This window comes from Citrobacter tructae (genome assembly GCF_004684345.1).
Taxonomy (GTDB): Bacteria; Pseudomonadota; Gammaproteobacteria; order Enterobacterales; family Enterobacteriaceae; genus Citrobacter; species Citrobacter tructae.
Genome location: NZ_CP038469.1, coordinates 1,919,311 through 1,942,471, shown reverse-complemented (window position 1 = coordinate 1,942,471; position 23,161 = coordinate 1,919,311). Strand labels below are relative to the sequence as shown.

22 protein-coding genes and 2 pseudogenes are annotated in these 23,161 nt (G+C 52.3%); 9 read left to right on the top strand and 15 right to left on the bottom strand.

Going from position 1 to position 23,161, the window contains the following annotated elements:
* Positions 1–5 precede the first annotated feature (5 nt).
* On the top strand, positions 6–338 hold the full coding sequence (locus E4Z61_RS10220) for a ChiQ/YbfN family lipoprotein (protein WP_135322668.1): 333 nt from the start codon (positions 6–8) through the stop codon (positions 336–338).
* Positions 339–441: 103 nt separating this feature from the next.
* Here the strand turns inward: E4Z61_RS10220 and fur are convergent, their stop codons facing one another.
* From fur to ybfF, 5 genes are all read right to left on the bottom strand, one after another.
* The gene (fur, locus tag E4Z61_RS10215) at positions 442–888 is read right to left on the bottom strand and encodes a ferric iron uptake transcriptional regulator (RefSeq protein WP_135322667.1); all 447 of its coding nucleotides are present in this window, start codon (positions 886–888) and stop codon (positions 442–444) included.
* On the bottom strand, positions 881–967 hold the full coding sequence (locus tag E4Z61_RS10210) for a ryhB-regulated fur leader peptide (protein WP_115259075.1): 87 nt from the start codon (positions 965–967) through the stop codon (positions 881–883). Before E4Z61_RS10210 ends, fur begins: the two co-directional genes overlap by 8 nt.
* Before the next feature lie 210 nt (positions 968–1,177).
* A complete protein-coding gene (gene fldA, locus E4Z61_RS10205) occupies positions 1,178–1,708 on the bottom strand; it encodes a flavodoxin FldA (RefSeq protein WP_167817546.1) in 531 nt (176 codons plus the stop codon).
* 155 nt (positions 1,709–1,863) lie between these two features.
* Positions 1,864–2,151, bottom strand: a complete 288-nt coding sequence (gene ybfE, locus E4Z61_RS10200) for a LexA regulated protein (RefSeq protein ID WP_135322665.1) — start codon at positions 2,149–2,151, stop codon at positions 1,864–1,866.
* A 128-nt stretch (positions 2,152–2,279) separates the two neighbouring features.
* Positions 2,280–3,053, bottom strand: coding sequence for an esterase (gene ybfF, locus E4Z61_RS10195; protein ID WP_135322664.1), 774 nt, complete (start codon positions 3,051–3,053; stop codon positions 2,280–2,282).
* Positions 3,054–3,092: 39 nt separating this feature from the next.
* Here ybfF and E4Z61_RS10190 point away from each other — a divergent pair, with 39 nt between their 5' ends.
* The 3 genes from E4Z61_RS10190 to pgm are packed head-to-tail and all read left to right on the top strand — an operon-like array spanning position 3,093 to position 5,457.
* Positions 3,093–3,248, top strand: coding sequence for a hypothetical protein (locus E4Z61_RS10190; protein ID WP_167817545.1), 156 nt, complete (start codon positions 3,093–3,095; stop codon positions 3,246–3,248).
* A 1-nt stretch (position 3,249) separates the two neighbouring features.
* A complete protein-coding gene (gene seqA / locus E4Z61_RS10185) occupies positions 3,250–3,792 on the top strand; it encodes a replication initiation negative regulator SeqA (RefSeq protein ID WP_135322662.1) in 543 nt (180 codons plus the stop codon).
* A gap of 24 nt (positions 3,793–3,816) precedes the next feature.
* The gene (gene pgm, locus E4Z61_RS10180) at positions 3,817–5,457 is read left to right on the top strand and encodes a phosphoglucomutase (alpha-D-glucose-1,6-bisphosphate-dependent) (protein ID WP_135322661.1); all 1,641 of its coding nucleotides are present in this window, start codon (positions 3,817–3,819) and stop codon (positions 5,455–5,457) included.
* 71 nt (positions 5,458–5,528) lie between these two features.
* On the opposite strand, the gene potE is transcribed toward pgm, so the two are convergent.
* The 8 genes and pseudogenes from potE to kdpF all read right to left on the bottom strand — a co-directional run bounded on the left by potE (position 5,529) and on the right by kdpF (position 16,594).
* Positions 5,529–6,848, bottom strand: coding sequence for a putrescine-ornithine antiporter (gene potE, locus E4Z61_RS10175; RefSeq protein ID WP_135322660.1), 1,320 nt, complete (start codon positions 6,846–6,848; stop codon positions 5,529–5,531).
* Positions 6,845–8,749: pseudogene (locus tag E4Z61_RS10170) on the bottom strand (ornithine decarboxylase); the annotation flags it as partial. The gene potE and the pseudogene E4Z61_RS10170, both read right to left, overlap by 4 nt.
* Positions 8,750–8,823: 74 nt before the next feature.
* Entirely contained in the window at positions 8,824–9,501 is a 678-nt protein-coding gene (gene kdpE, locus E4Z61_RS10165) for a two-component system response regulator KdpE (protein WP_135322659.1), read from the bottom strand.
* A complete protein-coding gene (kdpD, locus tag E4Z61_RS10160; protein WP_135322658.1) occupies positions 9,498–12,182 on the bottom strand; it encodes a two-component system sensor histidine kinase KdpD in 2,685 nt (894 codons plus the stop codon). The genes kdpE and kdpD overlap by 4 nt, the downstream gene beginning before the upstream one ends.
* The gene (kdpC, locus tag E4Z61_RS10155) at positions 12,182–12,748 is read right to left on the bottom strand and encodes a potassium-transporting ATPase subunit KdpC (RefSeq protein WP_135322657.1); all 567 of its coding nucleotides are present in this window, start codon (positions 12,746–12,748) and stop codon (positions 12,182–12,184) included. Before kdpC ends, kdpD begins: the two co-directional genes overlap by 1 nt.
* Positions 12,749–12,756: 8 nt before the next feature.
* Positions 12,757–14,805: a potassium-transporting ATPase subunit KdpB gene (gene kdpB, locus E4Z61_RS10150; RefSeq protein ID WP_135322656.1), complete on the bottom strand. Its 2,049-nt coding sequence runs from the start codon at positions 14,803–14,805 to the stop codon at positions 12,757–12,759.
* 20 nt (positions 14,806–14,825) lie between these two features.
* Positions 14,826–16,505: a potassium-transporting ATPase subunit KdpA gene (kdpA, locus tag E4Z61_RS10145; RefSeq protein WP_135322655.1), complete on the bottom strand. Its 1,680-nt coding sequence runs from the start codon at positions 16,503–16,505 to the stop codon at positions 14,826–14,828.
* Positions 16,505–16,594, bottom strand: coding sequence for a K(+)-transporting ATPase subunit F (gene kdpF, locus E4Z61_RS10140; protein ID WP_023204346.1), 90 nt, complete (start codon positions 16,592–16,594; stop codon positions 16,505–16,507). Before kdpF ends, kdpA begins: the two co-directional genes overlap by 1 nt.
* Before the next feature lie 309 nt (positions 16,595–16,903).
* Between kdpF and E4Z61_RS10135 the strand changes: the two genes are divergently transcribed.
* Complete coding sequence (locus E4Z61_RS10135) at positions 16,904–17,110, top strand: YbfA family protein (RefSeq protein ID WP_135322654.1); 207 nt, start codon at positions 16,904–16,906, stop codon at positions 17,108–17,110.
* 82 nt (positions 17,111–17,192) lie between these two features.
* Here the strand turns inward: E4Z61_RS10135 and E4Z61_RS10130 are convergent, their stop codons facing one another.
* Complete coding sequence (locus E4Z61_RS10130) at positions 17,193–17,819, bottom strand: LuxR C-terminal-related transcriptional regulator (RefSeq protein ID WP_167817544.1); 627 nt, start codon at positions 17,817–17,819, stop codon at positions 17,193–17,195.
* A 594-nt stretch (positions 17,820–18,413) separates the two neighbouring features.
* On the opposite strand from E4Z61_RS10130, the gene E4Z61_RS10125 reads away from it, so the two are divergent.
* The 4 genes and pseudogenes from E4Z61_RS10125 to E4Z61_RS24135 form a co-directional block, all read left to right on the top strand.
* Entirely contained in the window at positions 18,414–18,593 is a 180-nt protein-coding gene (locus E4Z61_RS10125; RefSeq protein WP_135322652.1) for a hypothetical protein, read from the top strand.
* Between the two features lie 252 nt (positions 18,594–18,845).
* A complete protein-coding gene (locus tag E4Z61_RS10120; RefSeq protein WP_135322651.1) occupies positions 18,846–19,799 on the top strand; it encodes a YbgA family protein in 954 nt (317 codons plus the stop codon).
* A gap of 22 nt (positions 19,800–19,821) precedes the next feature.
* Positions 19,822–21,240: a deoxyribodipyrimidine photo-lyase gene (gene phrB / locus E4Z61_RS10115; RefSeq protein ID WP_135322650.1), complete on the top strand. Its 1,419-nt coding sequence runs from the start codon at positions 19,822–19,824 to the stop codon at positions 21,238–21,240.
* A 213-nt stretch (positions 21,241–21,453) separates the two neighbouring features.
* A pseudogene (locus E4Z61_RS24135) lies at positions 21,454–21,573 on the top strand (ISNCY family transposase); the annotation flags it as partial.
* A gap of 50 nt (positions 21,574–21,623) precedes the next feature.
* On the opposite strand, the gene E4Z61_RS10105 reads toward E4Z61_RS24135, so the two are convergent.
* Positions 21,624–23,105, bottom strand: a complete 1,482-nt coding sequence (locus tag E4Z61_RS10105; protein ID WP_135322649.1) for an MFS transporter — start codon at positions 23,103–23,105, stop codon at positions 21,624–21,626.
* Positions 23,106–23,161: the final 56 nt, after the last annotated feature.

Below are 23,161 nucleotides of genomic sequence, written 5' to 3'. Positions count from 1 at the left end.
GTTCTATGAAAAAACTGATACTCATCGCCATTATGGCAACCGGGCTGGTGGCCTGTGCGCAATCGCCTGCACCAAAAGAAGACAGCCGTTTGAAAGAAGCCTACAGCGCCTGTATTAACACCGCCCAGGGATCGCCAGAGAAAATCGAGGCCTGCCAAAGCGTGTTAAACGTGCTGAAGAAAGAAAAACAGCATCAGCAGTTTGCCAATGAAGAAAGCGTACGGGTACTGGATTACCAGCAGTGTATCCAGGCGACGCGTACAGGCAACGATCAGGCCGTTTCGGCCGATTGCGACAAGGTCTGGCAGGAAATTCGCAGCAAGAATACGGCTCAGTAAAACGTCACCGTTGTTATCCTAAAAGGACTCGCTGATGCAGCGGGTCTTTTTTATGTGTATAAAAAAAGCCAACCGTAAGGTTGGCTTTTCAGAATGCATCACATTACTTGGCATCGTGTGCATGATCATCTTCGCGGCAATCGCCTTCAGCACAGTGGCCGTAAAGATAGAGGCTATGGTTGGTTAGACGAATACCATGTTTAGCCGCAATCTCACGCTGGCGCGCTTCGATGGAGTCATCACTGAATTCGACCACTTTGCCACAGTCGAGGCAGATCAGGTGATCGTGATGATGTTGCTGGGTCAGTTCGAAGACGGATTTACCCCCTTCGAAATTATGGCGGGTCACGATACCAGCATCGTCAAATTGGTTCAGCACACGATACACGGTCGCCAGACCAATCTCTTCACCCATATCGATCAGGCGTTTGTATAAGTCTTCCGCACTGACGTGATGGTTATCCGGTCCCTGAAGAACTTCCAGAATTTTTAAACGAGGAAGCGTTACTTTCAGGCCAGCCTTCTTTAATGCGGTATTGTTGTCAGTCATGCGGAATCTGTCCTGTAGCTAAACGGTTCACTTCATTAAAAGAAGTGACAGAAATTGCACTTGAGATAATGCGTATCATTATAGAACTGCCATGGCTAAATGAAAACAGCAAGTCTCTGGCAAATATTGTTAATCAAAACGTGGTATCGCCAACAATCACACTGTGCAATACCCGATTGGCATCCAGCCATTGTACAGGGTCAGGCGAAAAAGTTAAAAATTTGTAGCAATTATTTTGATTGGTTTTATCTATAGATGAGGCGCCGATGAAGATCAGCGCCTCATGAAATCAGGCGTTAATGATTTCGTCGAGATGCAGTTCGGATGAAATCTGCTTAACCCATTTTTCTACGCGTTCAGCGGTCAGCTCCGGCTGGCGATCTTCGTCGATAGCCAGGCCAACAAAGTGATCGTCGTCCGCCAGACCTTTGGACGCTTCAAAGTGATAACCTGCCGTTGGCCAGTGGCCGACGATAGTTGCACCACGTGGTTCGATGATGTCGCGAATTGTACCTAACGCATCACAGAAATATTCTGCGTAATCTTCCTGGTCGCCGCAGCCAAACAACGCAACCAGTTTGCCGTTAAAATCAATGTCTTCGAGAGTCGGGAAGAAGTCGTCCCAGTCACACTGCGCTTCACCGTAGTACCAGGTAGGGATGCCGAGCAGCAAAATGTCATACCCTTCCAGGTCTTCTTTGCTGCTTTTTGCAATGTCATGTACATCGGCAACGTCTTTACCAAGCTGTTTTTGAATCATTTTTGCGATGTTTTCGGTATTGCCGGTGTCGCTGCCGAAAAAGATGCCAGTGATTGCCATGAGTAAAATAACCTCTTGAAACTTATTGAAATGGTGGTGGCGCAATGCCCACGGATAAGGGCAATCATAGCAGAACAGTCAGGCATGCGGAAACAGCAAACACGCTGGACTGCACTCTGTGCTACACGATTTATGATTTAGAGCAGAAATTCAGACTATGCCTGACCATGCAATGCGGCGAGTTGGTTCATCAGCATCTCTTCGATGAGCTCGCTGCGACTCATGTTACGCGCGTCCGCCAGTTCATTCAGCGCGTCAACGGCGTCGGCGTTCAGTTTCAGTTCGACACGCTTAAGCCCACGAACTTTGTCGCGTTTAAGCTGATTACGTTTATTAATACGTAACTGTTCATCACGCGAAAGCGGATTGGTTTTGGGTCGTCCCGGGCGACGCTCCTGCGCGAACAGATCTAATGTCGTACGGTCCGTTTGTTCTTTGGCCATGATCTTGGTGACTTCGGGGAAACAATCAGCCAGGCGTCTGCCCGGATGGATAGCGCGCCATCATACATCAGCAGGGGAGGCGCGCCAACGCCCACGCACGTATTCGCGCGCGGACGCTGAGTTTTTAATCAGTTAGTGCGTTCTGTCAGATAACGACGGATGGCGCGCAGCACGGCATCGGGTTTTTCTGCATGCACCCAATGACCTGCTCCGGCAATAACGTGCGCCCGCGCCTGCGGAAATTGCGCCAGCAGTGGGGCGCGATACGCTTCGCTCACGTAAGGCGAGTTGCCGCCGGGGATAAACAGTGCCGGGTGGTCCCATGCCGGAATGGTTTCCCAGCCGACAATATGTGGGTACTGTTCCCATAGCACCGGGACGTTAAAGCGCCACTCACCGTCAACAAAGGATTTCAGCAGAAACTGAATAACGCCTTCTTCTTTCAGAAATTGGCGCATCACGCTTGCCGCCTGCTGGCGTGAGGCAGCTTGCGCATCCGTCACGGCATTTATTGCAGCGAAGATCTCATCGTGACGGCGGACATGATAGTCAACCGGGGCGATATCGATAGCCACAAGCTGATCGATCCGTTCCGGTGCGAGGGCGGTGAGTGCCATGACGGCTTTGCCCCCCATCGAGTGGCCAATAAAGGTGGCTTTTTCTATTTGGTGGGCATCCAACGTATCCAGCAGATCTTGCGCCATCGCCGGGTAATTCATCTCGGGGGAACGGGGAGAAAGGCCATGATTTCGCATATCAACTTGGATGATATCGTGATCGACGACCAGATCGCGTGCCAGTATGCCCAGATTGTCCAGACTGCCAAACAGACCATGGACCAGGACGATGGGAGAATTATTGTGCAGGTTTTGTGCAGATTGCGCTCGGATATTCAATTTCATGGCAAAGTTCTTTTTTTCACGCTAGCGGGTTAGGGTATCATGTTGACCATTCTGCCACACGGCTGCAACAACTACGGTTACTCCGAGTTTTTCCAGCCATCGGGCTTGACGCTATCCGCTGTTGGGATTTGCCTTTACACTACCGGTGTACAATCCCAACGACTTGTATTCAGCAAAGACACCGTACTGGATTAAGATGAAAACGATTGAAGTTGATGATGAACTCTATAGCTATATTGCCAGCCACACCAAGCATATCGGCGAGAGCGCATCCGACATTTTACGGCGTATGTTGAAGTTTTCCGCCGCATCACAACCTGCCACACCGGTGGTGAAAGAAGTTCGCGCCGTGCAACCTGTTGTGGAAGCTAAGCCGGTCAACCCCGTAAAAGATAAAGTGCGCGCCGTGCGTGAACTGCTGCTTTCCGATGAATATGCGGAACAGAAAAAGGCAGTGAACCGCTTTATGCTGGTGCTGTCTACACTCTATTCACTGGATCAACACGCGTTCGCTGAGGCTACGGAATCGTTGCATGGCCGCACGCGCGTCTATTTTGCGGCAGATGAACAGACGCTGCTGAAAAATGGTAATCAAACCAAGCCGAAACACGTGCCAGGCACGCCGTATTGGGTGATCACCAACACGAATACCGGCCGTAAATGCAGCATGGTTGAACACATCATGCAGTCAATGCAGTTCCCTGCGGAATTGATTGAAAAGGTTTGCGGAACAATTTAATCCTTGCATTAGAAGGACCAGGCAATGGCAATCCACAATCGTGCAGGTCAACCTGCGCAACAGAGTGATTTGATTAACGTCGCCCAACTGACGGCACAGTACTATGTACTGAAACCAACAGCCGGGAATGCTGAGCACGCCGTCAAGTTCGGTACGTCCGGACATCGCGGCAGCGCTGGCCGTCATAGTTTTAACGAGCCGCATATTCTGGCTATCGCTCAGGCGATTGCTGAAGAGCGTGCGAAAAACGGGATTACTGGCCCGTGCTATGTGGGCAAGGATACCCACGCGCTGTCTGAACCGGCTTTTATCTCTGTACTGGAAGTGCTGGCGGCAAACGGTGTTGACGTCATCGTGCAGGAAAATAACGGCTTTACGCCAACGCCTGCCGTGTCTAATGCTATCCTGGTCCACAACAAAAAAGGCGGCCCGCTGGCTGATGGCATTGTGATCACGCCGTCTCACAACCCGCCGGAAGATGGTGGCATTAAATACAACCCGCCAAACGGTGGTCCGGCAGATACTAACGTCACGAAAGTGGTGGAAGACCGCGCCAACGCGCTGCTAGCTGATGACCTGAAAGGCGTGAAGCGTATGTCGCTGGATGCCGCGCTGGCATCCGGTCACGTGAAAGAACAGGATCTTGTGCAGCCGTTCGTAGAGGGGCTGGCAGATATCGTCGATATGGCAGCGATTCAAAAAGCGGGCCTGACGCTGGGCGTCGATCCGCTGGGTGGCTCTGGTATTGAATACTGGAAGCGTATCGCTAAGCACTACAACCTGAACCTGACCATCGTGAATGATCACGTCGATCAGACCTTCCGCTTTATGCACCTGGATAAAGACGGTGCGATCCGTATGGACTGCTCCTCCGAGTGTGCCATGGCGGGTCTGTTGGCGCTGCGTGACAAATTCGATCTGGCGTTTGCCAACGACCCGGACTATGACCGTCACGGTATCGTTACCCCGGCAGGGCTGATGAACCCGAACCACTATCTGGCGGTGGCGATCAACTACCTGTTCCAGCATCGTCCGCAATGGGGTAAAGATGTTGCTGTCGGTAAAACGCTGGTGTCCTCGGCGATGATTGACCGCGTGGTGAATGATTTGGGCCGTAAACTGGTGGAAGTCCCGGTTGGCTTTAAATGGTTCGTTGATGGTCTGTTTGATGGCAGCTTTGGCTTTGGCGGTGAAGAGAGTGCGGGCGCGTCATTCCTGCGCTTTGACGGTACGCCGTGGTCGACTGACAAAGACGGGATCATCATGTGCCTGCTGGCGGCAGAAATTACCGCCGTTACCGGTAAGAATCCGCAGGAGCACTACAACGAACTGGCAGCTCGCTTTGGTGCGCCGAGCTATAACCGTTTACAGGCTTCCGCGACCTCTGCGCAGAAAGCGGCGTTGTCTAAGTTGTCTCCTGAAATGGTAAGCGCCAGCACCCTGGCGGGCGACCCGATCACCGCACGTCTGACGGCGGCACCAGGTAACGGCGCATCGATTGGCGGTCTGAAAGTGATGACCGACAACGGCTGGTTCGCTGCACGTCCATCCGGTACCGAAGACGCCTACAAAATTTACTGCGAAAGCTTCCTTGGCGCTGAGCATCGCCAGCAGATTGAGAAAGAAGCGGTAGAGATTGTCAGTGAAGTGCTGAAAAACGCGTAAAATGTCAGCATTAAAAAGGAGCCGCAAGGCTCCTTTTTAACATCTTTATTTCTTCTTACTCTTCTGACTGTTTAACCGTGTTTATTTTTTAGTTCAAAACGCGGCGAAACCAGACCATATAACGTCCAGCCAAGGAAAGTCACGATCGAACCGTACAGCATAGCTTCTTCTCCGGAAGAGTAGAGCGCGTAGAAGCTATACAGTGCACCAATAAATGCAACGGCGTTAGCGATTTTGGCTTTTGATGGATTCACGTTCGCCATTTTCTGAATAATAACCAGCGCGGCCATCGACAGAATGTACGGAATGATATTGGTCACGACCGCCAGATTGACCAGCACATTAAACTGGCTATTCAGCGACGGGCTGATGGTCATTAGCGATAATCCGCTCTGGATGACCACGATAGCCAGCATCCCCTGCACCGGCGCGTCGACTTTAGATACACGAGAGAAGATCTTCGGAAAATAACCTTCGTCGGCAGACGATTTGAAGACCTGGGCGATGGTGAATTGCCAGCCCAACAGCGAGCCGCAGCAGGACATTACCATCAATGCCATGATCACTTTACCGACTTCCGGGGTAAACATCTGGGCGAAAGCCAGACCGAACGGCGCCGTGGAGTTGGCCAAATCCATGTTTGGCACAATACCGGCAATGACGTTGGTTGAGATGATGTAAATCACCGCCGCGCCCAGGGTCCCACCGAGTACGGCGATGGGCACATTTCGCTCCGGATTTTCTACCACTTCGGCGTTGGCGCAGGCGGATTCCAGACCGAGGAATGCCCATAGCGTCATAGCAATCGAGGAACCGACAGCCGTGAAGAACGGTACATGATGTGGGTTCCAGGAGTTGGCGTACAGGGTCGGACTGAACCAGAACCAGCCGATAATGCACAAGCCTACAACCGGAATAATGACGCCCCAGACGGTGATGCTGCTGATCTGCCCGGTGATGCGCGCACCACCAAAGTTAGCGACAGTACACAGCCACAGCACGCCAATAGTCGCAAGGCCAATCTGCACCGGCGAAAGCGTAGCGCCCAATAACTCGGTACCGTAACCGACGGCGGAAATTGCGATCGCCACGTTGGCAATGAGCAACGATACGCCATAGGTATAGTTCGCCATAAAGTTGCCGGATTTGCCGAATGCATACTCCGCGTAGCCGCCCATGCCGCCGGATTTACGGCTGAACATTCCGCACTTGGCGAATGCCCACGCCAGCGCCATCGAGCCGACAGCGGTCACCAGCCACGAGATGATCGAGATGGTCCCGACTTCTGCCAGTTTGGTAGGCAGCATAATGATCCCGGAACCCATCATATTGACCATGGTCAGGATGGTGAGCTGGACGACGCCCATTTTATTCGATTTGGCTTTGCTCATAACATTTCCCCTTTCAACAGAGCGTGTTGCGCGTCTTTTTGCTTAATGACGTAGCACCACACTTGTTTACGACCGTCGTGTTCTTCGATGTATACGCCCTGCAGTTCTGGCGCAAAACCTGGCAGCAGGTTGATGCCTTCTTCCAGTGCGCTGAAATATCGCAACACCGAACCGCCCCATACTTCGCCAGGTACGACACACAGCACACCAGGAGGGTAGGGAAGCGCGCCTTCCGCCGCGATACGGCCTTCGGCATCCGACAGACGAACCAACTCGACTTCGCCGCGCAGGTAGGCGTAATTAGCCTCCTGCGGATTCATACCGACACGTGGGAAATGTGATTTACGGAACATCTCTTTTTGCAGTTGCTTCACGTTGTGACGGGAATACAAATCGTGCATTTCCTGGCACAGTTGACGAAGGGTGTAGCCTGCATAACGTTGCTCGTGCTGCTTATAAATTGACGGTAAAACTTCCGCCAGCAGCGCATCGGTCTCCAGCAGTTTTTCGAAACGTACCAGCAGGGCGATCAGTTGCTGTAACTTTGCCATGTCTTCTGCCGGGGTCAGCAGGAACAGAATGGAATTGAGATCGCATTTTTCTGGGACGACACCGTTTTCACGTAAAAAATTGGCGAGGATGGTGGCTGGAACGCCAAAGGTATCGTATTCACCGTTGCGTGCATTAATGCCCGGAGTCGTGAGCAGCAGTTTGCATGGGTCAACGAAATACTGGTGTTCGGCGTAACCTTCGAACGCATGCCAGTGTTCGCCAGGCACAAAGTGGAAGAAACGGAGATCGCTGGCGATTTCTGATGTGTCGTAAGACTGCCAGGGTTGACCATCGACCGTTTCCGGTACGAATGGACGTATGTGATGGCAGTTATCAAGAATCAGTTTGCGAGCATCGATGCCATTCACGACGCAATCCATCCACATGTTACGACCGCTGACGCCTTCGTGCATTTTGGCGTTGATATCCAGGGCGGCAAACAGCGGATAAAATGGGCTGGTGGAGGCGTGCATCATAAACGCGTTATTCATACGCTTATGCGGCACATAGCGTGACTGGCCTTTGATATGGCTGTCTTTTTTGTGGATCTGTGAGGTTTGGGAGAAACCGGCCTGCTGTTTATGAACGGACTGAGTCACCAGAATGCCAGGGGAGTTTTCGTTCAGATCCAGCAGTAGCGGAGAACAGTCGGCCATCATTGGGATAAACTGCTCGTATCCCACCCACGCGGAGTCAAACAGGATGTAGTCGCATAGGTGACCAATCTTGTCCACTACCTGACGGGCGTTATAAATGGTGCCATCGTAGGTGCCTAACTGAATCACCGCCAGTCGGAATGGACGGGCATCTCGCGCACGTTGTGGTGCTACCTCGCTCAACAGTTCACGCAGATAACTTTCTGAAAAGCAGTGCGCGTCGATTCCACCGATGAAGCCGTAGGGATTGCGCGCAGTTTCCAGATACACCGGCGTCGCACCTGCCTGTAATAATGCACCGTGATGGTTAGACTTGTGGTTATTACGGTCAAACAGCACCAGATCGCCAGGGGTAAGCAGTGCGTTAAGGACGACCTTGTTGGAAGAGGAAGTACCGTTCAGTACAAAGTAAGTTTTATCCGCGTTAAATACTTTTGCTGCGTGTTGCTGGGCGATGCATGGCGCGCCTTCGTGAATCAACAGATCGCCCATTGCTACGTCCGCGTTGCACAGGTCAGCGCGGAAAAGCATTTCGCCAAAGTACTCAACAAACTGGTTGCCCGCCGGGTGACGACGGAAAAACTCGCCGCCCTGATGCCCCGGGCAGTCAAATGCGCTGTTACCCTGGTTGACGTAGTCGACCAGCGCACGGAAGAACGGTGGGCGCAGTTGGGTTTCATAATGGCTGGCTGCATAATTATTATTATGCAGCCAGAAAAGTGATGAAAAGTATAATTATTTTTTAATCAAAATAAATGAATAACGATTCACGGCATAAAACGATAACCAATGCCGGTTTCGGTAATGAAATGGCGGGGGCGGGCGGGATCTTGCTCCAGCTTCTGGCGCAGGTGCCCCATATAAATTCGCAGGTAATGACTATGTTCGACGGCGTTCGGCCCCCAGACCTGATTCAACAGCTGGCGTTGGGTGAGCACTTTACCGGTGTTGTTAAGCAGGACTGCTAAGAGGCGAAATTCGATTGGTGTCAGATGAATCTCTTCTTCACCACGGTGTACCAGCCGCGCGGCAATATCCACTTTAATATTGGAGAAGTGGACTACCGGTTCGGGCGTCTGTCCGCTTGCGTGGCGACGCAATGCCACGCGTAAACGAGCCTGCAGCTCGCCAATACCAAACGGTTTGCTGAGATAGTCATCGGCACCGGCATCCAGTGCGGCGATTTTGTCGCTTTCCTCACTGCGGGCAGAAAGCACAATCACTGGAATGGCGCTCCATTGTCGCAGGTCGCGAATAAAATCGATGCCGTCACCGTCCGGCAGACCGAGATCGAGAATGATGAGATCGGGTTTTCGCGTGGCTGCTTCCAGCAGACCGCGTTGCAGCGTTTCTGCTTCGTAAACGCGCAGACCATCGGCTTCCAGCGCGGTGCGCAGAAAGCGGCGAATGGCCTGTTCATCTTCAACAATCAGTACGTTTGTCACATATCCTCATGAAAATCTTCAAGTTCAGGGGGGACTTCCTGCGGCAGTGTAACACGGAAACACGCACCTCCCTGTGGGCGATTGTGGGCAGAAATCGTGCCGCCGTGGACGTCTGCAATCGCCTGACAAATTGCCAGCCCCAGCCCAACGCCGGGGACTGATGACTCTTTATTTCCTCGGGAAAATTTGTCGAAAATAAGTTGCTCCTGACCCGCCGGAATACCGGGGCCGTCATCCCACACATCCAATAGCAAATGCTCACCTTCAACCTGTGCATCAATACCAATTTTCGCCTGCGGGCCCGCGTATTTGATGGCGTTTTCCAGCAGGTTAATCAGTACCCGTTCAAACAGTGGACCGTCAACATGGATCAGCGTCAACGGAGCTGGAAGCGACAGGTTAATCGGCGCGGCCAGTCCTGGCTCGAGCATTTGCAGGGCGCTGCCCACGACTTCTTCCAGCGTTAACCACTCCTTCTTAAGATTAAAGCCGCCAGACTGAATTCGCGCCATATCCAGCAAATTATTGACCAGCCGGGTGGTATTGAGCACGTGCTGGCGAATTTCGCTGGCCTGGCGGGCGTGGGGGGAACCTTCACTGGCCAGGTCCAACGTTAAAATCTCCGCCTGACCGAACAGCACCGTCAACGGCGTGCGTAAATCATGGGAGAGGGCCGCCAGCAAGGCATTGCGAATGCGCTCTCGTTCACTGGCAAACCGCGACAGCTCTTCGCTGGCCGTTAGTGTTAGGCGTTCCAGCGCGCTGGCAACCAGCAGGGTAAAGGTTTCCAGCAGACGCTGTTGTTCCGGGATCATTAACTGACGCAGGTTTCCCGGCTCTACCACCAGCAGTCCGTGCGTTTTGTCAGCGCTTTTTAACGGCAAGATCTGATATGGCACACCGGGTAAGGTATCGGTACCAGCACCTGCCGGTTGCCCTTTATCAAAACTCCACTGGGCAATGGCATCATCCCACGGCGTCATGCCCTGCTGATGGGTGAGGGGGGCCAGCTTACCTTTCTCATCAGGTAATAATACCTGGCTGCGGGCCTGAAAGGTGGAGGCGATAAACTGTTCGCTGGTAGCGGCGATATCTGTCTGGCTGCGTCCTACGGCCAGCGCTTTAGACATCTCATACAGATGGCGCGTGCGCTGTTCTCGATAGCGGGCGACCCGCGCCTGATAACGTACCCCGGCGGTCAGATTACCGATAACCAGACCGACTGTTAGCATCACTGCAAAGGTGAGCAAATACTGGACGTCTGATACGGCAAGCGTCCCGCGCGGAGCAATAAAAAACAGATCGAAGCTGACGACGTTAATCACGGTCGCCACCACCGAGGGCCAGCGGCCATAAAACAGGGCGATAACCACCACGCCTAACAGATAGAGCATCACCAGGTTGGCTGCATCAAAGGCAACCAGCCACTGCATGGCGATCAGCGTGGTAACGGCGCACAGTGCGGCGGCAGCCAGACAGCCCTGAATTTGTACACGCCATTTATCCTTAAAGGTGCGAGTATCCGCAGTTTGGAGTGCCGGGCGTGACGGAGGTTCGTCCAGCGCGATAATCATCAGGTCAAGGTCCGGGGCGCGATGGGCCAGCTTGTCGGAAAAGGAATCGCTGCGCCACCAGCGACGCGTTGCCGGGCGTCCGAGGACAATTTTTCCCAGATTATGCTCTCGGGCGTAGCGAACAACCGCCTTGTCTTCAGCGGGATCGGAGAGGGTGGCGGTTTCTGCGCCTAGTTCCTGCGCCAGTCGCAGAGCGCTCAAGATCGCGCGGCGCTGTTTTTCCGGGAGCTGATGCAGCGCCGGGGTTTCGACATACACAGCATGCCACACGCTGCCGAGACGCGCCGCCAGACGTGCGGCGGCACGTACCAGCTTTTCGCTGCCGGTATTGTGTCCAATACACAGCAAAATAGCGTCGCGGGTGTGCCAGACTTTTTCCTCCCCAGGATGTCCCCGCCAGGCACGCATCTGATCGTCTACCCGGTCGGCGGTACGGCGCAGGGCCAGCTCGCGCAGGGCGATCAAATTACCTTTGCGAAAGAAATGTTCGATTGCCCGCTCTGCCTGACCGGCGATATAGACCTTGCCTTCGTTCAGACGCTGGCGTAAATCGTCAGGCGGCAGATCGACCAGCACGACATCATCGGCGGCATCGAAAAAGGGATCGGGGACGGTTTCGCGCACCTGAATACCGGTCACGCCGCTGACCACGTCGTTCAGACTTTCCAGATGCTGCACGTTAACGGTGGTAAAGACGTCAATACCGGCTTCCAGCAGCTCTTCAATGTCCTGCCAGCGGCGGGGATGGCGCGAGCCTGGCGCATTACTGTGCGCCAGTTCGTCCATCAATATTAGCGCTGGACGGCGGGCTAAGGCAGCATCAAGATCGAACTCGCTGATGTGTCGCCCACGGTGAGCCTGACGTTTTAGCGGCAACACGGCGAGACCGTCCAGTAGCGCGGCGGTCTCTTTGCGTCCGTGGGTTTCTACCACACCGATTAACACATCCAGACCTTGCGCCCGCAGCCGCTGGGCTTCTGCCAGCATTGCCCAGGTTTTACCCACGCCTGCGCAGGCACCGAAGAAAATCTTCAGTTTTCCGCGATGTGGAACGGTAGTCTGTTCCAGCAGGCGATCGGGGTTGGGGCGTACAGGTTCATCAATCATTAGAGCCTATCCAGCGCTAAATTAAGTTCCACAAGGTTCACTATCGGCTGACCGATAAAACTCACCAACGGCTTTTGCGTATATTGTGCAACGAGCTGCGTAACCTCTTCAACGCTGAGGTTACGCGCTTGCGCAACGCGTGGGATTTGCCAGACAACGGCCTCCGGTGTCAGATTATTATCCAGCCCGCTGGCGGATGCGGTAACCAACTCAACCGGAACTGCAGAGCTGGCCTGCGGGTTGGCGGCACGCAGCGCGGCAATCCGGATTTGCAATTGCTTGTCCAGCTCCGGGTTGCTTGCTGCCAGATTACTGCCACCCGAAGCCATTGGATTATAGGGCATTTCCACCGTTGCTGATGGGCGTCCCTGAAAATATCCGGCAGCGGTAAAGTATTGCCCAATGAGCTCAGAGCCGCGAACGACCTGATCTTCACGGATCAGCGAACCGTTAGCCTGATGGGGAAACCACCACTGCCCCAATGCGGTGGTCAGCAGCGGGTAAACCCCGCCGGTAATGAGCATCAGGAAAAGTAATGTTGATAATGCAGGACGTAATCCACTCATCTTAAACCTCACACCAGACCCAGCAGGGTCAGCAGTAAATCAATCACTTTGATGCCAATAAACGGCACAACCAGGCCACCCAGACCGTAGATCCACAGATTGCGGCGTAGCATGGCGGAGGCAGACAACGGTTTGTAGCTCACCCCTTTCAACGCCAGTGGTATCAGAAAGACGATTACCAGGGCATTGAAGATAACCGCGCTGAGGATCGCCGAGTCCGGCGAATGCAGGCGCATCACGTTAAGCGCATTGAGCTGCGGGTAGGTTGCGGCAAACGCCGCCGGGATAATGGCAAAATATTTGGCTACGTCGTTGGCAATACTGAAAGTGGTGAGTGAGCCGCGCGTCATCAGCATCTGTTTACCAATGTGTACCACTTCAATCAGCTTGGTGGGGTTAGAATCGAGATCCACCATGTTGCCCGCTTCTTTCGCTGCCTGAGTCCCGGAGTTCATGGCGACCGCGACGTCTGCTTGCGCCAGTGCGGGTGCATCATTAGTGCCGTCGCCGGTCATCGCCACCAGACGACCTTCCGCCTGGTACTGACGAATCAGCGCCAGCTTGGCTTCCGGTGTCGCTTCGGCTAAAAAGTCGTCCACTCCGGCCTCTGCCGCGATCGCGGCGGCGGTCAGACGGTTATCGCCGGTGATCATCACCGTTTTGATGCCCATTTTGCGTAGCTGGGCAAAACGTTCTTTGATCCCGCCTTTGACGATATCTTTCAAGGCAATCACACCCAGAACGCGCGAACCTTCGGCAACCACCAGCGGCGTCGCGCCAAGACGAGCCACGTTTTCGACCTTCTGCTCGACATCGGCAGGGAAGTGGCCACCGTTGGCTTCGACGTGACGACGAATGGCATCGACCGACCCTTTGCGGATCATACGGTTGTCGATATTGATGCCGCTCATTCGGCTTTGCGCGGTAAATGGCACAAAGGTAGCATGCAGCGATTGCACGTCGCGTATGCGCAGATTAAAGCGTTGTTTTGCCAGAATGACGATGCTGCGGCCTTCCGGCGTTTCATCGGCCAGCGATGAAAGCTGCGCGGCGTCGGCCAGCGTTTTTTCGTCCACGCCGTGGGCGGGCATAAAATCCGAAGCCTGACGATTACCCAGCGTAATGGTGCCGGTTTTATCCAGCAGCAACACGTCCACGTCACCCGCAGCTTCAACCGCACGTCCGCTGGTGGCGATGACGTTCGCGCCGAGCATGCGGCTCATGCCGGCTACGCCAATCGCCGAGAGCAGTCCGCCAATGGTGGTAGGGATCAGACACACCAGCAGGGCAACCAGCACCGTAATACTGACTGCGTTGCCGCCCCAGGCGGAGAACGGCCACAGGGTGGCAGTCGCCAGTAAAAAGACGATGGTCAGGGCAATCAGCAGGATCGTCAGCGCGATTTCATTGGGCGTTTTACGCCGCTGCGCGCCTTCAACCATAGCGATCATTCGGTCAAGGAAGGTTTCACCGGGGTTCACGCTACATTCGACAACCAACCAGTCGGAGAGGATGCGAGTCCCGCCAGTCACAGAGGCAAAGTCACCGCCAGACTCGCGGATAACCGGTGCGGACTCCCCGGTAATGGCGCTTTCGTCCACCGATGCGCCACCTTCGATCACCTCGCCGTCACAGGGGATAATATCGCCTGCTTCCACCAGCACGATATCGCCTTTGCGCAACTCCTCAGCGGGAACATGATCCATTTCTGCCCCGTACTTAGGCTCGCGCAATTTGCGGGCAAAAGCGGTTTTTTTAACCCCTTTCAGGCTGTTGGCTTGAGCCTTACTTCGTCCTTCTGCTAGCGCTTCGGCAAAGTTGGCGAACAGAACGGTCACCCATAACCAGAGACTAATTGCGCCGGTAAACAGTGGGTTTCCTGTCATGTGACCGGTTGTCATTGCGACGGTTAGCAGGGTTGTCAGCAGGCTGCCCAGCCAGACAATAAACATCACCGGATTGCGCCACTGAGTATGTGGGCTTAACTTTTTGATTGCGTCCATCAGCGCTTGTGCGACCAGAGAAGGTTCGAACAGTGCCAGTTGTTTGCGACTCATAACAATGTGCTCCGCATCGCTCAACGTAAAGAGAGGTATTCTGCGACCGGACCAAGCGCCAGTGCAGGAATAAAGGTAAGGGCGCCAACCAGCAACACCGTACCGATCAACAACCCGACAAACAGGGCTCCGTGGGTAGGAAGCGTGCCGGGGCTTGCTGGCTGGCTCTTTTTACCGACCAGTGAACCCGCAATTGCCATCACCGGAATAATGACGCCGAAGCGGCCAATGAACATGCAGAACGCCAGCAGACAGTTCCAGAAAGGACTGTTGGCGCTTAACCCGGCAAAAGCGCTGCCGTTGTTGTTGGCGGCAGACGAGACAGCGTACAGCACTTCGCTGAAACCGTGCGGACCGGGGTTGAGCATAGCGCTGCGTCCTGCATCGCTCATCATGGCTATCGCCGTACCGAGCAGCACTAGCGCAGGGGTGACCAGGATCGCCATCGCAGTCATTTTCATTTCGCGCACGTCGATCTTCTTACCCAGATATTCCGGCGTGCGGCCGATCATCAGCCCGGCTATAAACACTGCCAGCAGTACGAACAGCAGCATGCCGTATAAACCAGAACCCACACCGCCGAACACCACTTCGCCAATCTGCATCAACCACATCGGCACCATCCCGCCCAGCGCGGTGAAGGAGTCATGCATGGCGATGACCGCCCCACAGGATGCCGCTGTCGTGACGACCGCAAACAGGCTACTCACCAGTACGCCAAACCGACTCTCTTTTCCTTCCATATTGATGCTGCTGTCTGCGCCAAACGCCAGCAGGTGCGGGTTCCCCTGCACTTCCGCCCACATCACGACCGCCACACAGATGACAAAAATCAGCGACATGGCCCACAACAGGGTGCGCCCCTGACGGCGATCGCCCACCACGTCGCCAAAGGCAAAGCATAGGGCGGTGGGAATGCAAAAGATCGCCAGCATCTGCACCAGGTTGGTCAGCGCGGTTGGGTTTTCAAACGGATGCGATGAGTTAGCATTAAAGAAGCCGCCGCCGTTAGTGCCGAGCATCTTAATGGCCTCTTGTGAGGCGACGGGTCCCATTGGCAGCAGTTGTTTGACCCCTTCGAGGGTGGTGAATGATTGATAGGGCAGCAGGTTTTGCAACGCACCTTGCTGAATGAAAAACAGGGCGATGAGCAGAGCAAGAGGGAACAGGATCCACAGGGTAATACGTACCAGATCCAGCCAGGCGTTCCCCAGCGTGCTCATACTCTGGCGTGTAAAGGCGCGGATCAGAGCAAAAATCACCGCAATACCGGTGGCGGCAGACAGGAAGTTCTGCACGGTTAATCCGGCCATCTGGCTGAAGTAGCTTAAGGTGGTTTCGCCACTGTAAGACTGCCAGTTTGTATTGGTGACAAAGCTCACGGCGGTATTCAGTGCGAGATGCCACGACAACCCTGGAAGCTGCTGAGGATTCAGCGGCAGCAGATTTTGCGCCATCAGCAGCGAAAACAGTATCAGCAGACCCAGGACATTGAGCGTCAGGATCGCCAGCAGATACTGTTTCCAGTTCATCTCATGTTGTGAAATCCCTAACCCGCGCCAGAGAATACGCTCTACACCTGCGAGGCCAGGCAGGGGCGTGTTGATTATAAGCCGTGCCAGCCCAGCGCCCAGCGGCCTGGCGATGACAAATAACACCAGCAAGAAACTGGCGATGAGTAAAAATCCTTGTGCCGCCATCAGAACGCCTCCGCATTAATCAGGGCATACACCAAATAACCTAATAATAAAAAAACCAGCACAATGCCGGTTATCACGCCTGCACCCACGGTGCACCTCCAGTGACATCAATGTGATAACCAGAGCGTAGATATTTGGTTGCAAAGATTTTGCAAAAATCGGCGGATGGGGTGTAAAAAAAGTATAAAAATGACAAAAACCATCATTTAACTAATGGTTAGTATTAATTTAACTTTTATGTAACTTAATTACGGTTTTAGGGTAAACGAAGCATCAATAGACAAAAAATAAGTGGTCGGATGAGTGGTAAAATTACACGCAAGGCGGTATTATTTACACCAGTTAACCAAGTTTATTTTTCCGGTGCGATTCACCGAACAAATTAAGGGGAGAAAAGTATGGAACTCTATAAAGAATATCCAGCGCACATTGTCTTTTTACGCCGTACTTTCGCCGTCGTGGCGGGCGTGCTGGCGCTGCCAGTGATGCTGTTCTGGAAAGATCGAGCCCGTTTCTACAGCTACCTGCACCGCGTCTGGTCGAAAACCAGCGATAAGCCGGTGTGGATGGATCAGGCTGAAAAAGCTACCTGCGATTTCTACTAAGTATTTACAGATTCGCGAAAGCCGCAGATATCGTCGATATCAGCGGCTTTTTTTTGAATCAGCAATGGCTACCGTGATGTTTTTAGGCTGAAAGTGGAGGCCTGCTACCGGGCATCCTGATTGATTTCAGGTACAATGATAGAACCGATACTGACTTCGAAGTGTTTGGCATCCCCATTTTTTTCATCAGATTGCATTTGTGACTACTGATCGTCTTACTGTTTTTATTTTTAATTCGTGAGATTTCAGTAACGGTAAATCCCTCGGAAAGCAGAATCAAAATTTGTGACTCCAGGCCCGTTAACTGCGGTTTTATACTGTATGCTTCTTCAGCATTATTATGCAGTAATGTGTTGACGATCACTGGATGGAACTCTTTTAGAGTGATCTTTCGCGGCAAGTATATGCATGAAATGTTAAAAATGGAATAAAGTACGTTCATCAACATCGAATTGCTAAGAATAATCAAGTTCTTACCACCATTCTTTACCATCCTATTCTTCAGATAAATGATATCATCATAGGTGATATCATTTTCATCTATTGCAGCAATGATAAGTAACTCGTTGCTATTTTCATTTACCTCACTAAAACGTTGGTAAAAAACAATTCTGCTGTAAAAGAAATAATCAAGAAGCGAGGCAATGCCCAGAGAGGTATATTGGCAAGTGCCAACGATGATAATTGTGTTTGCAGTCTTTTTTTTCATAATTACCCCATCCATAGATATGATTGTATCAGCACTTGTAGATTACAGTAATTTTCATGACTGACTCCAGTGATACGCGGGGTGAGCTAGTCTAGCTATAGACTTTCTAATATAATATTAAAGGTGAAATCTAGGTGAAATCCTAAAGAAAAATACATTAACCAGTTGAAATTGATGGGTATTGTACGGTGTGGTGAATGCTGAATGAATGGTTTCTTATTTAATGGGTGATGTATATCATTTCTAAATTAATTACATTACTATTTCCTTTCTCTAAAATATGGCTGTTTTGCTTTTCATAAAATGATAAATGGATAAAAGGGGTGTCAACACTGTCAATTGACTGTATCTATTATTCTGGAAACCTTGTGCGTTATTTCACTCAATAAAGGGATGTAATAGGATGACGTCATCCAGCGACGTTAGTATGTCTTATGACACTCAAGGCAGCGAAGTTGAACATTATTATTTCCAGTTATCGGAAGAAACAATTGTACAAACTGCGCATCATTATCGCCTTGATATTTCTGAACGGAACATTTTGATTGCCTCGCAATGGTATCGTGAAGGAAAAAAAAGGAGGTCTTAAAAACGATGGCCAGGCAGGCCGGATTAATGATGAAGAGCACGCCGGTGACGCAGTTTCAGTTCAATAGTTGGCTCTTGCCGGTGGTTGTCGAAATGCGTGATGGGCGTTTTGCACTGGGCATGGCAAATTATTTTTCAGGATATGCGGCCCTATTATTATGTAATTCTGGGATCGTTATTCATTAACATCATCGGTCTGGCGGGTATTACCTACTCAATGCAAACTTATGACCGGATTATTCCAGCGCAATCCTGGCCTACACTATGGGGCCTTTTTTCTGGGGTGATTCGGGCATTTAATTTTGATCTGATTTTAACGAGTTGATGGGGGCGTTTATGCCAAAAACGATGGCCGCAGCGAAAGAAGGATAAAGAGCTTCGGGAAACATTTTGGCCCATGATAGCTACACTTACCTCAGGAATGAGAAAGGAGATGTCATGAGCGAGAAAATCCCTGTTGGAATCAGTGCCTGTCTGTTGGGGGAGGCGGTTCGCTTTGACGGTGGGCACAAGCGGTTAGCCTTTGCTGTTGAAGAATTATCGCCATGGGTTAATTTTGAACCGGTTTGCCCTGAAATGGCGATAGGATTGCCATCCCCCCGTCCCGTTCTTCGCCTTGTCAAAGAGAACGGTGAGATCTCTTTGCGCTTTAGCGATAAACGAGAAAAAGATCTGACGGGGGCGATGACGACTTTCAGTCACAGGCAGGTTGATCGGTTTGAGCATTTGTGTGGCTACATTGTTTGTGCGAAATCGCCAAGCTGCGGTATGGAGCGCGTTCGTGTCTACGATGCAGAAGGAAAAAATAGCGATAAAGTGGGGCGGGGTATTTTTACCTCGGTACTCATGGCGGCTTTTCCGTGGCTGCCGGTTGAAGAAGACGGGCGTCTGCACGATCTGCAGCTCCGTGAAAATTTTGTTGAGAGAATTTATGCGCTGCACGAGCTAAATGGCATCCGGGAGCAAGGATTAACGCGTGGTGCGCTGATTGATTATCATAGTCGCTACAAGTTGCTGCTGTTGGCTCACTCCCAGCCGGAATATCGTGAACTGGGGCGATTTGTGGCGGCGATTGGTGAATGGCAGAGCCTGGAGACCTTTTTCGTGGAATATCGCCAGAGACTGATGGATTTATTGTCACATCCTTCCTCCCGTCGTAACCACACCAACGTTTTGATGCATGTTCAGGGCTATTTTCGCAAACAGCTAAATACTCGTCAGCGGCGGGAGCTGGCTTCTCTCATCGACGGTTATCGACGTGCAACGCAACCGCTGCTTGCACCTATAACGTTGCTCAAACACTATATGGCTGAATACCCGGATGCTTATTTATCCGGGCAGCGTTATTTTAATCCCTGGCCCGAAACTCTTCGTCTGCGCTACGGGCGCTAAATTTTTTGTCTTCAGGAGTGTTATGACCACCCATCTGGTCTGGTTTCGTCGTGATTTGCGTCTGCATGATAATCTCGCTTTAGCTGCCGCTTGCCGAAATCGCGCTGTACGCGTGATCGCGCTATATATTGCCACGCCTGACCAGTGGGCGGCTCATGATATGGCGCCGCGTCAGGCTGCGTTTATCAGCACGCAGTTGAATGTGTTGCAAGCGGCGTTGGCAGATAAAGGCATCCCGATTTTGTTTCATGAAGTCGCAGATTTCACCGCCAGTGTGGAGATTGTAAAAAGTGTCTGTACCAAGTATGGCGTCAGCCGACTGTTTTATAACTATCAGTATGAAATCAACGAGCGGCAGCGTGATGCAAGGGTAGAGAAGCTGTTGCTAGACGTTGTGTGCGAAGGCTTTGACGACAGCGTGATCCTGCCTCCAGGCGCGGTTATGACCGGCAATCATGAAATGTATAAAGTCTTTACGCCGTTTAAGAATGCCTGGTTGAAACGGATTAAAGAGGGCATTCCTGAATGTGTTAGCGCGCCAAAGGTACGGGACAGTGGGGCACTCACATCGCCGTTAACGTCACTAACGCTGAATTATCCGCAGCAAGATTTTGATGCTGAGCTTTTTCCTGCAGAAGAAAAACAGGCAATCGCGCAGTTACGCCAGTTTTGTCAGCAGGCGGCGAGTGAATATGAACAACAGCGTGATTACCCGGCAATTGAAGGCACCAGTCGCTTATCTGCGAGTCTGGCAACAGGTGGGCTGTCGCCGCGTCAATGCCTGCACCGTCTGTTAGCGGAGCAACCGCAGGCGCTTGAGGGTGGAGTCGGGAGCGTCTGGCTGAATGAACTTATCTGGCGCGAGTTTTACCGTCATTTAATGACCTGGCATCCGACGCTGTGTCGGCATCAACCGTTTATTCGCTGGACTGACCGCGTGCAATGGCAGAACAATATGGCACATCTTCAGGCATGGCAGACGGGAAATACGGGATACCCCATTGTGGATGCCGCGATGCGCCAGCTTAATGCGACCGGTTGGATGCATAACCGTTTACGTATGATTACTGCCAGCTTTTTGGTGAAAGATCTGCTGATTGACTGGCGTAAAGGGGAGCGGTACTTCATGTCAAAACTGATCGACGGCGATCTTGCAGCCAATAACGGTGGCTGGCAGTGGGCGGCTTCCACAGGCACCGATGCGGCACCGTATTTCCGCATTTTTAACCCGACAACCCAGGGGGAAAAATTCGACCGCGACGGCGAGTTTATCCGTCACTGGGTACCGGAACTGCGCGACGTACCAGGTAAAGCTATCCACGACCCGTTGACGTGGGCGGATAAAGCACAGATTTTCCTCGATTATCCGCGCCCGATTGTCGATCACAAACAGGCAAGGCTAGCAACGTTGGCAGCGTATGAAGCGGCGCGTAAGGGATGAGCGTATAGCGGATTTCTGCGTAATGCTTTCCAGCATAATGAATGTGTTGCAGTCGAGCACATTTAGCGCTGAAGGGTGCGCTCAAGACTGTTAATGCCTTGCTGCACGCGTTATCACTCAGCAGTAAAGTTACGACTTCTTCTTTCAGGTGACGGAACACGATGACAACGCCAGCACATTTCCACCGGTGGATATCACGGTGGTGCCGGATAAGGAAAACAAGAAGTCGCATTACGTATAGCGCAAACAATGTTGGAGCAAGGAATCGACCGTGAAATGGTGTTATTGGTTACAGGTTTGACTGAACAGGATTTAGCCGCTAAAAAGTTGTAATCTCCTGAAAAAACAGGCCCGAGTCTTATTACATCATCGGGCCCATACATTCAGGACTCTACCGCCAGCGGACGATTTCTAAACTTAAGTGACTGATACAGCCAAATTAGCAGGACCAGCGCAACACAGGCCAGAGCGCCCCAGGTAATCTCACTGAAGACATCAATATACGCGTTGATGGAATAGTTGATGGCCCCGGAGGCATCAAATGCGCCTTGTGACGTCTGGTCAGCAATCACCCCTGCCAGGTAGTTGGCAATGGCGCCGGAAAGCAGCATATAGATACCGGTTAACACGCCGGTGACGCCCGGGATCTCAATGCGCGTAATCTGCGACATGGCGACCGGGTCGATAAATAATTCGGCAAATCCCATTACTGCCAGCCCCAGTACCATCAGCGGCATTGAGGAGTGGCCGTAAGTTGCGGACCAACGGGCGCTTAATGTCAGAATGCAGAATCCGGCGCTCATCAACCCCAGGCCGAGGGCAAATTTACCCCAGATACGCACAGTGCGGTTGCCACCCACGCTTTCTTTAACCACCCAGGCTAGCACGATGCCGCACAGCATCACGGCGAACGCGTTGACCGACTGGAACATCGCGGTAGGAACGGAATATCCCAGAATGTCGCGATTAACAAAACGGTCGATATACAGGCTAATAGAACTGCCGCCCTGTTGAGCAAAGGCCCAGAACAACAAGCTGAAGAAGGTCAGAGTAACGATAAGACCCAGTTCTTTGCGCTGTTTCTGCGTCTGTGCCTGGCGGTAAATTTTCGCCAGAACGGCCAGGCCAATGACGGTGGCGACGATCAGCGCATAAACGGACCACTCTTTCCAGAACAATACGGTAATCAACAGCGGTGCGGTGACCAGCAGAACGAGAAGCCAGGCCCAGTTTGGCAGAATAAACGTTCTGGCGCACAGGACGGCTTTGTTGACGCCGGTGGTGTGGGCGAAATGCCGATTGCCGCACAGGAAAATCACCAGGCCTGCCAGCATGCCAATAGCGGCCAGCGCAAAACCCATGGCCCAACTGTACTCTTCCTGCACATAGCCACAGGCGATGGGGGCGATAATCGAACCGATATTCCCGGCGGCGTAGAGCAGTGAGAATCCGCCGTCGCGACGCGGATCGTCGGTTTGATACAGCTCGCCGAGCAGACAGCTGATGTTGGATTTAAACAGACCGTAGCCGCAGACAATGATCGCCAGAGATAAATAAAGGAATGCCGGCGCTATTTCACTGGCACCCAGTACCAGGTGCCCGACCGCCATTAACAATGCGCCAATCATCACCGCCATACGGTTGCCAAGTACCTTATCTGCCAGGTATCCCCCGAGAATGGGCGTGACGTACACCAGCGAACAATAGGCGCTGAACAACGCATACGCATGAGTATCGTTGTACTTAAGCTGGTTGGTGAGATACAGGATCAGCAGGGCGCGCATGCCGTAAAAACTGAAGTATTCCCAAATTTGCAGCGCGACGACGTAATAAATGGCGCGTGGCTGAGATGATTGTTTATTCATTCTATTCTCGAAGTGAATGCCTCACGGCAGGATGAATGTACTGCGTGAGTGAGTTT

Coding starts and splice junctions, on each gene's coding strand:
- E4Z61_RS10220 (WP_135322668.1), top strand. CDS start 6: ATGAAAAAACTGATACTCATCGCCATTATGGCAACCGGGCTGGTGGCC.
- fur (WP_135322667.1), bottom strand. CDS start 888: ATGACTGACAACAATACCGCATTAAAGAAGGCTGGCCTGAAAGTAACG.
- E4Z61_RS10210 (WP_115259075.1), bottom strand. CDS start 967: ATGATACGCATTATCTCAAGTGCAATTTCTGTCACTTCTTTTAATGAA.
- fldA (WP_167817546.1), bottom strand. CDS start 1,708: ATGGCAATCACTGGCATCTTTTTCGGCAGCGACACCGGCAATACCGAA.
- ybfE (WP_135322665.1), bottom strand. CDS start 2,151: ATGGCCAAAGAACAAACGGACCGTACGACATTAGATCTGTTCGCGCAG.
- ybfF (WP_135322664.1), bottom strand. CDS start 3,053: ATGAAATTGAATATCCGAGCGCAATCTGCACAAAACCTGCACAATAAT.
- E4Z61_RS10190 (WP_167817545.1), top strand. CDS start 3,093: ATGTTGACCATTCTGCCACACGGCTGCAACAACTACGGTTACTCCGAG.
- seqA (WP_135322662.1), top strand. CDS start 3,250: ATGAAAACGATTGAAGTTGATGATGAACTCTATAGCTATATTGCCAGC.
- pgm (WP_135322661.1), top strand. CDS start 3,817: ATGGCAATCCACAATCGTGCAGGTCAACCTGCGCAACAGAGTGATTTG.
- potE (WP_135322660.1), bottom strand. CDS start 6,848: ATGAGCAAAGCCAAATCGAATAAAATGGGCGTCGTCCAGCTCACCATC.
- kdpD (WP_135322658.1), bottom strand. CDS start 12,182: ATGATTGATGAACCTGTACGCCCCAACCCCGATCGCCTGCTGGAACAG.
- kdpC (WP_135322657.1), bottom strand. CDS start 12,748: ATGAGTGGATTACGTCCTGCATTATCAACATTACTTTTCCTGATGCTC.
- kdpB (WP_135322656.1), bottom strand. CDS start 14,805: ATGAGTCGCAAACAACTGGCACTGTTCGAACCTTCTCTGGTCGCACAA.
- kdpA (WP_135322655.1), bottom strand. CDS start 16,505: ATGGCGGCACAAGGATTTTTACTCATCGCCAGTTTCTTGCTGGTGTTA.
- E4Z61_RS10135 (WP_135322654.1), top strand. CDS start 16,904: ATGGAACTCTATAAAGAATATCCAGCGCACATTGTCTTTTTACGCCGT.
- E4Z61_RS10130 (WP_167817544.1), bottom strand. CDS start 17,819: ATGAAAAAAAAGACTGCAAACACAATTATCATCGTTGGCACTTGCCAA.
- E4Z61_RS10125 (WP_135322652.1), top strand. CDS start 18,414: ATGGCCAGGCAGGCCGGATTAATGATGAAGAGCACGCCGGTGACGCAG.
- E4Z61_RS10120 (WP_135322651.1), top strand. CDS start 18,846: ATGAGCGAGAAAATCCCTGTTGGAATCAGTGCCTGTCTGTTGGGGGAG.
- phrB (WP_135322650.1), top strand. CDS start 19,822: ATGACCACCCATCTGGTCTGGTTTCGTCGTGATTTGCGTCTGCATGAT.
- E4Z61_RS10105 (WP_135322649.1), bottom strand. CDS start 23,105: ATGAATAAACAATCATCTCAGCCACGCGCCATTTATTACGTCGTCGCG.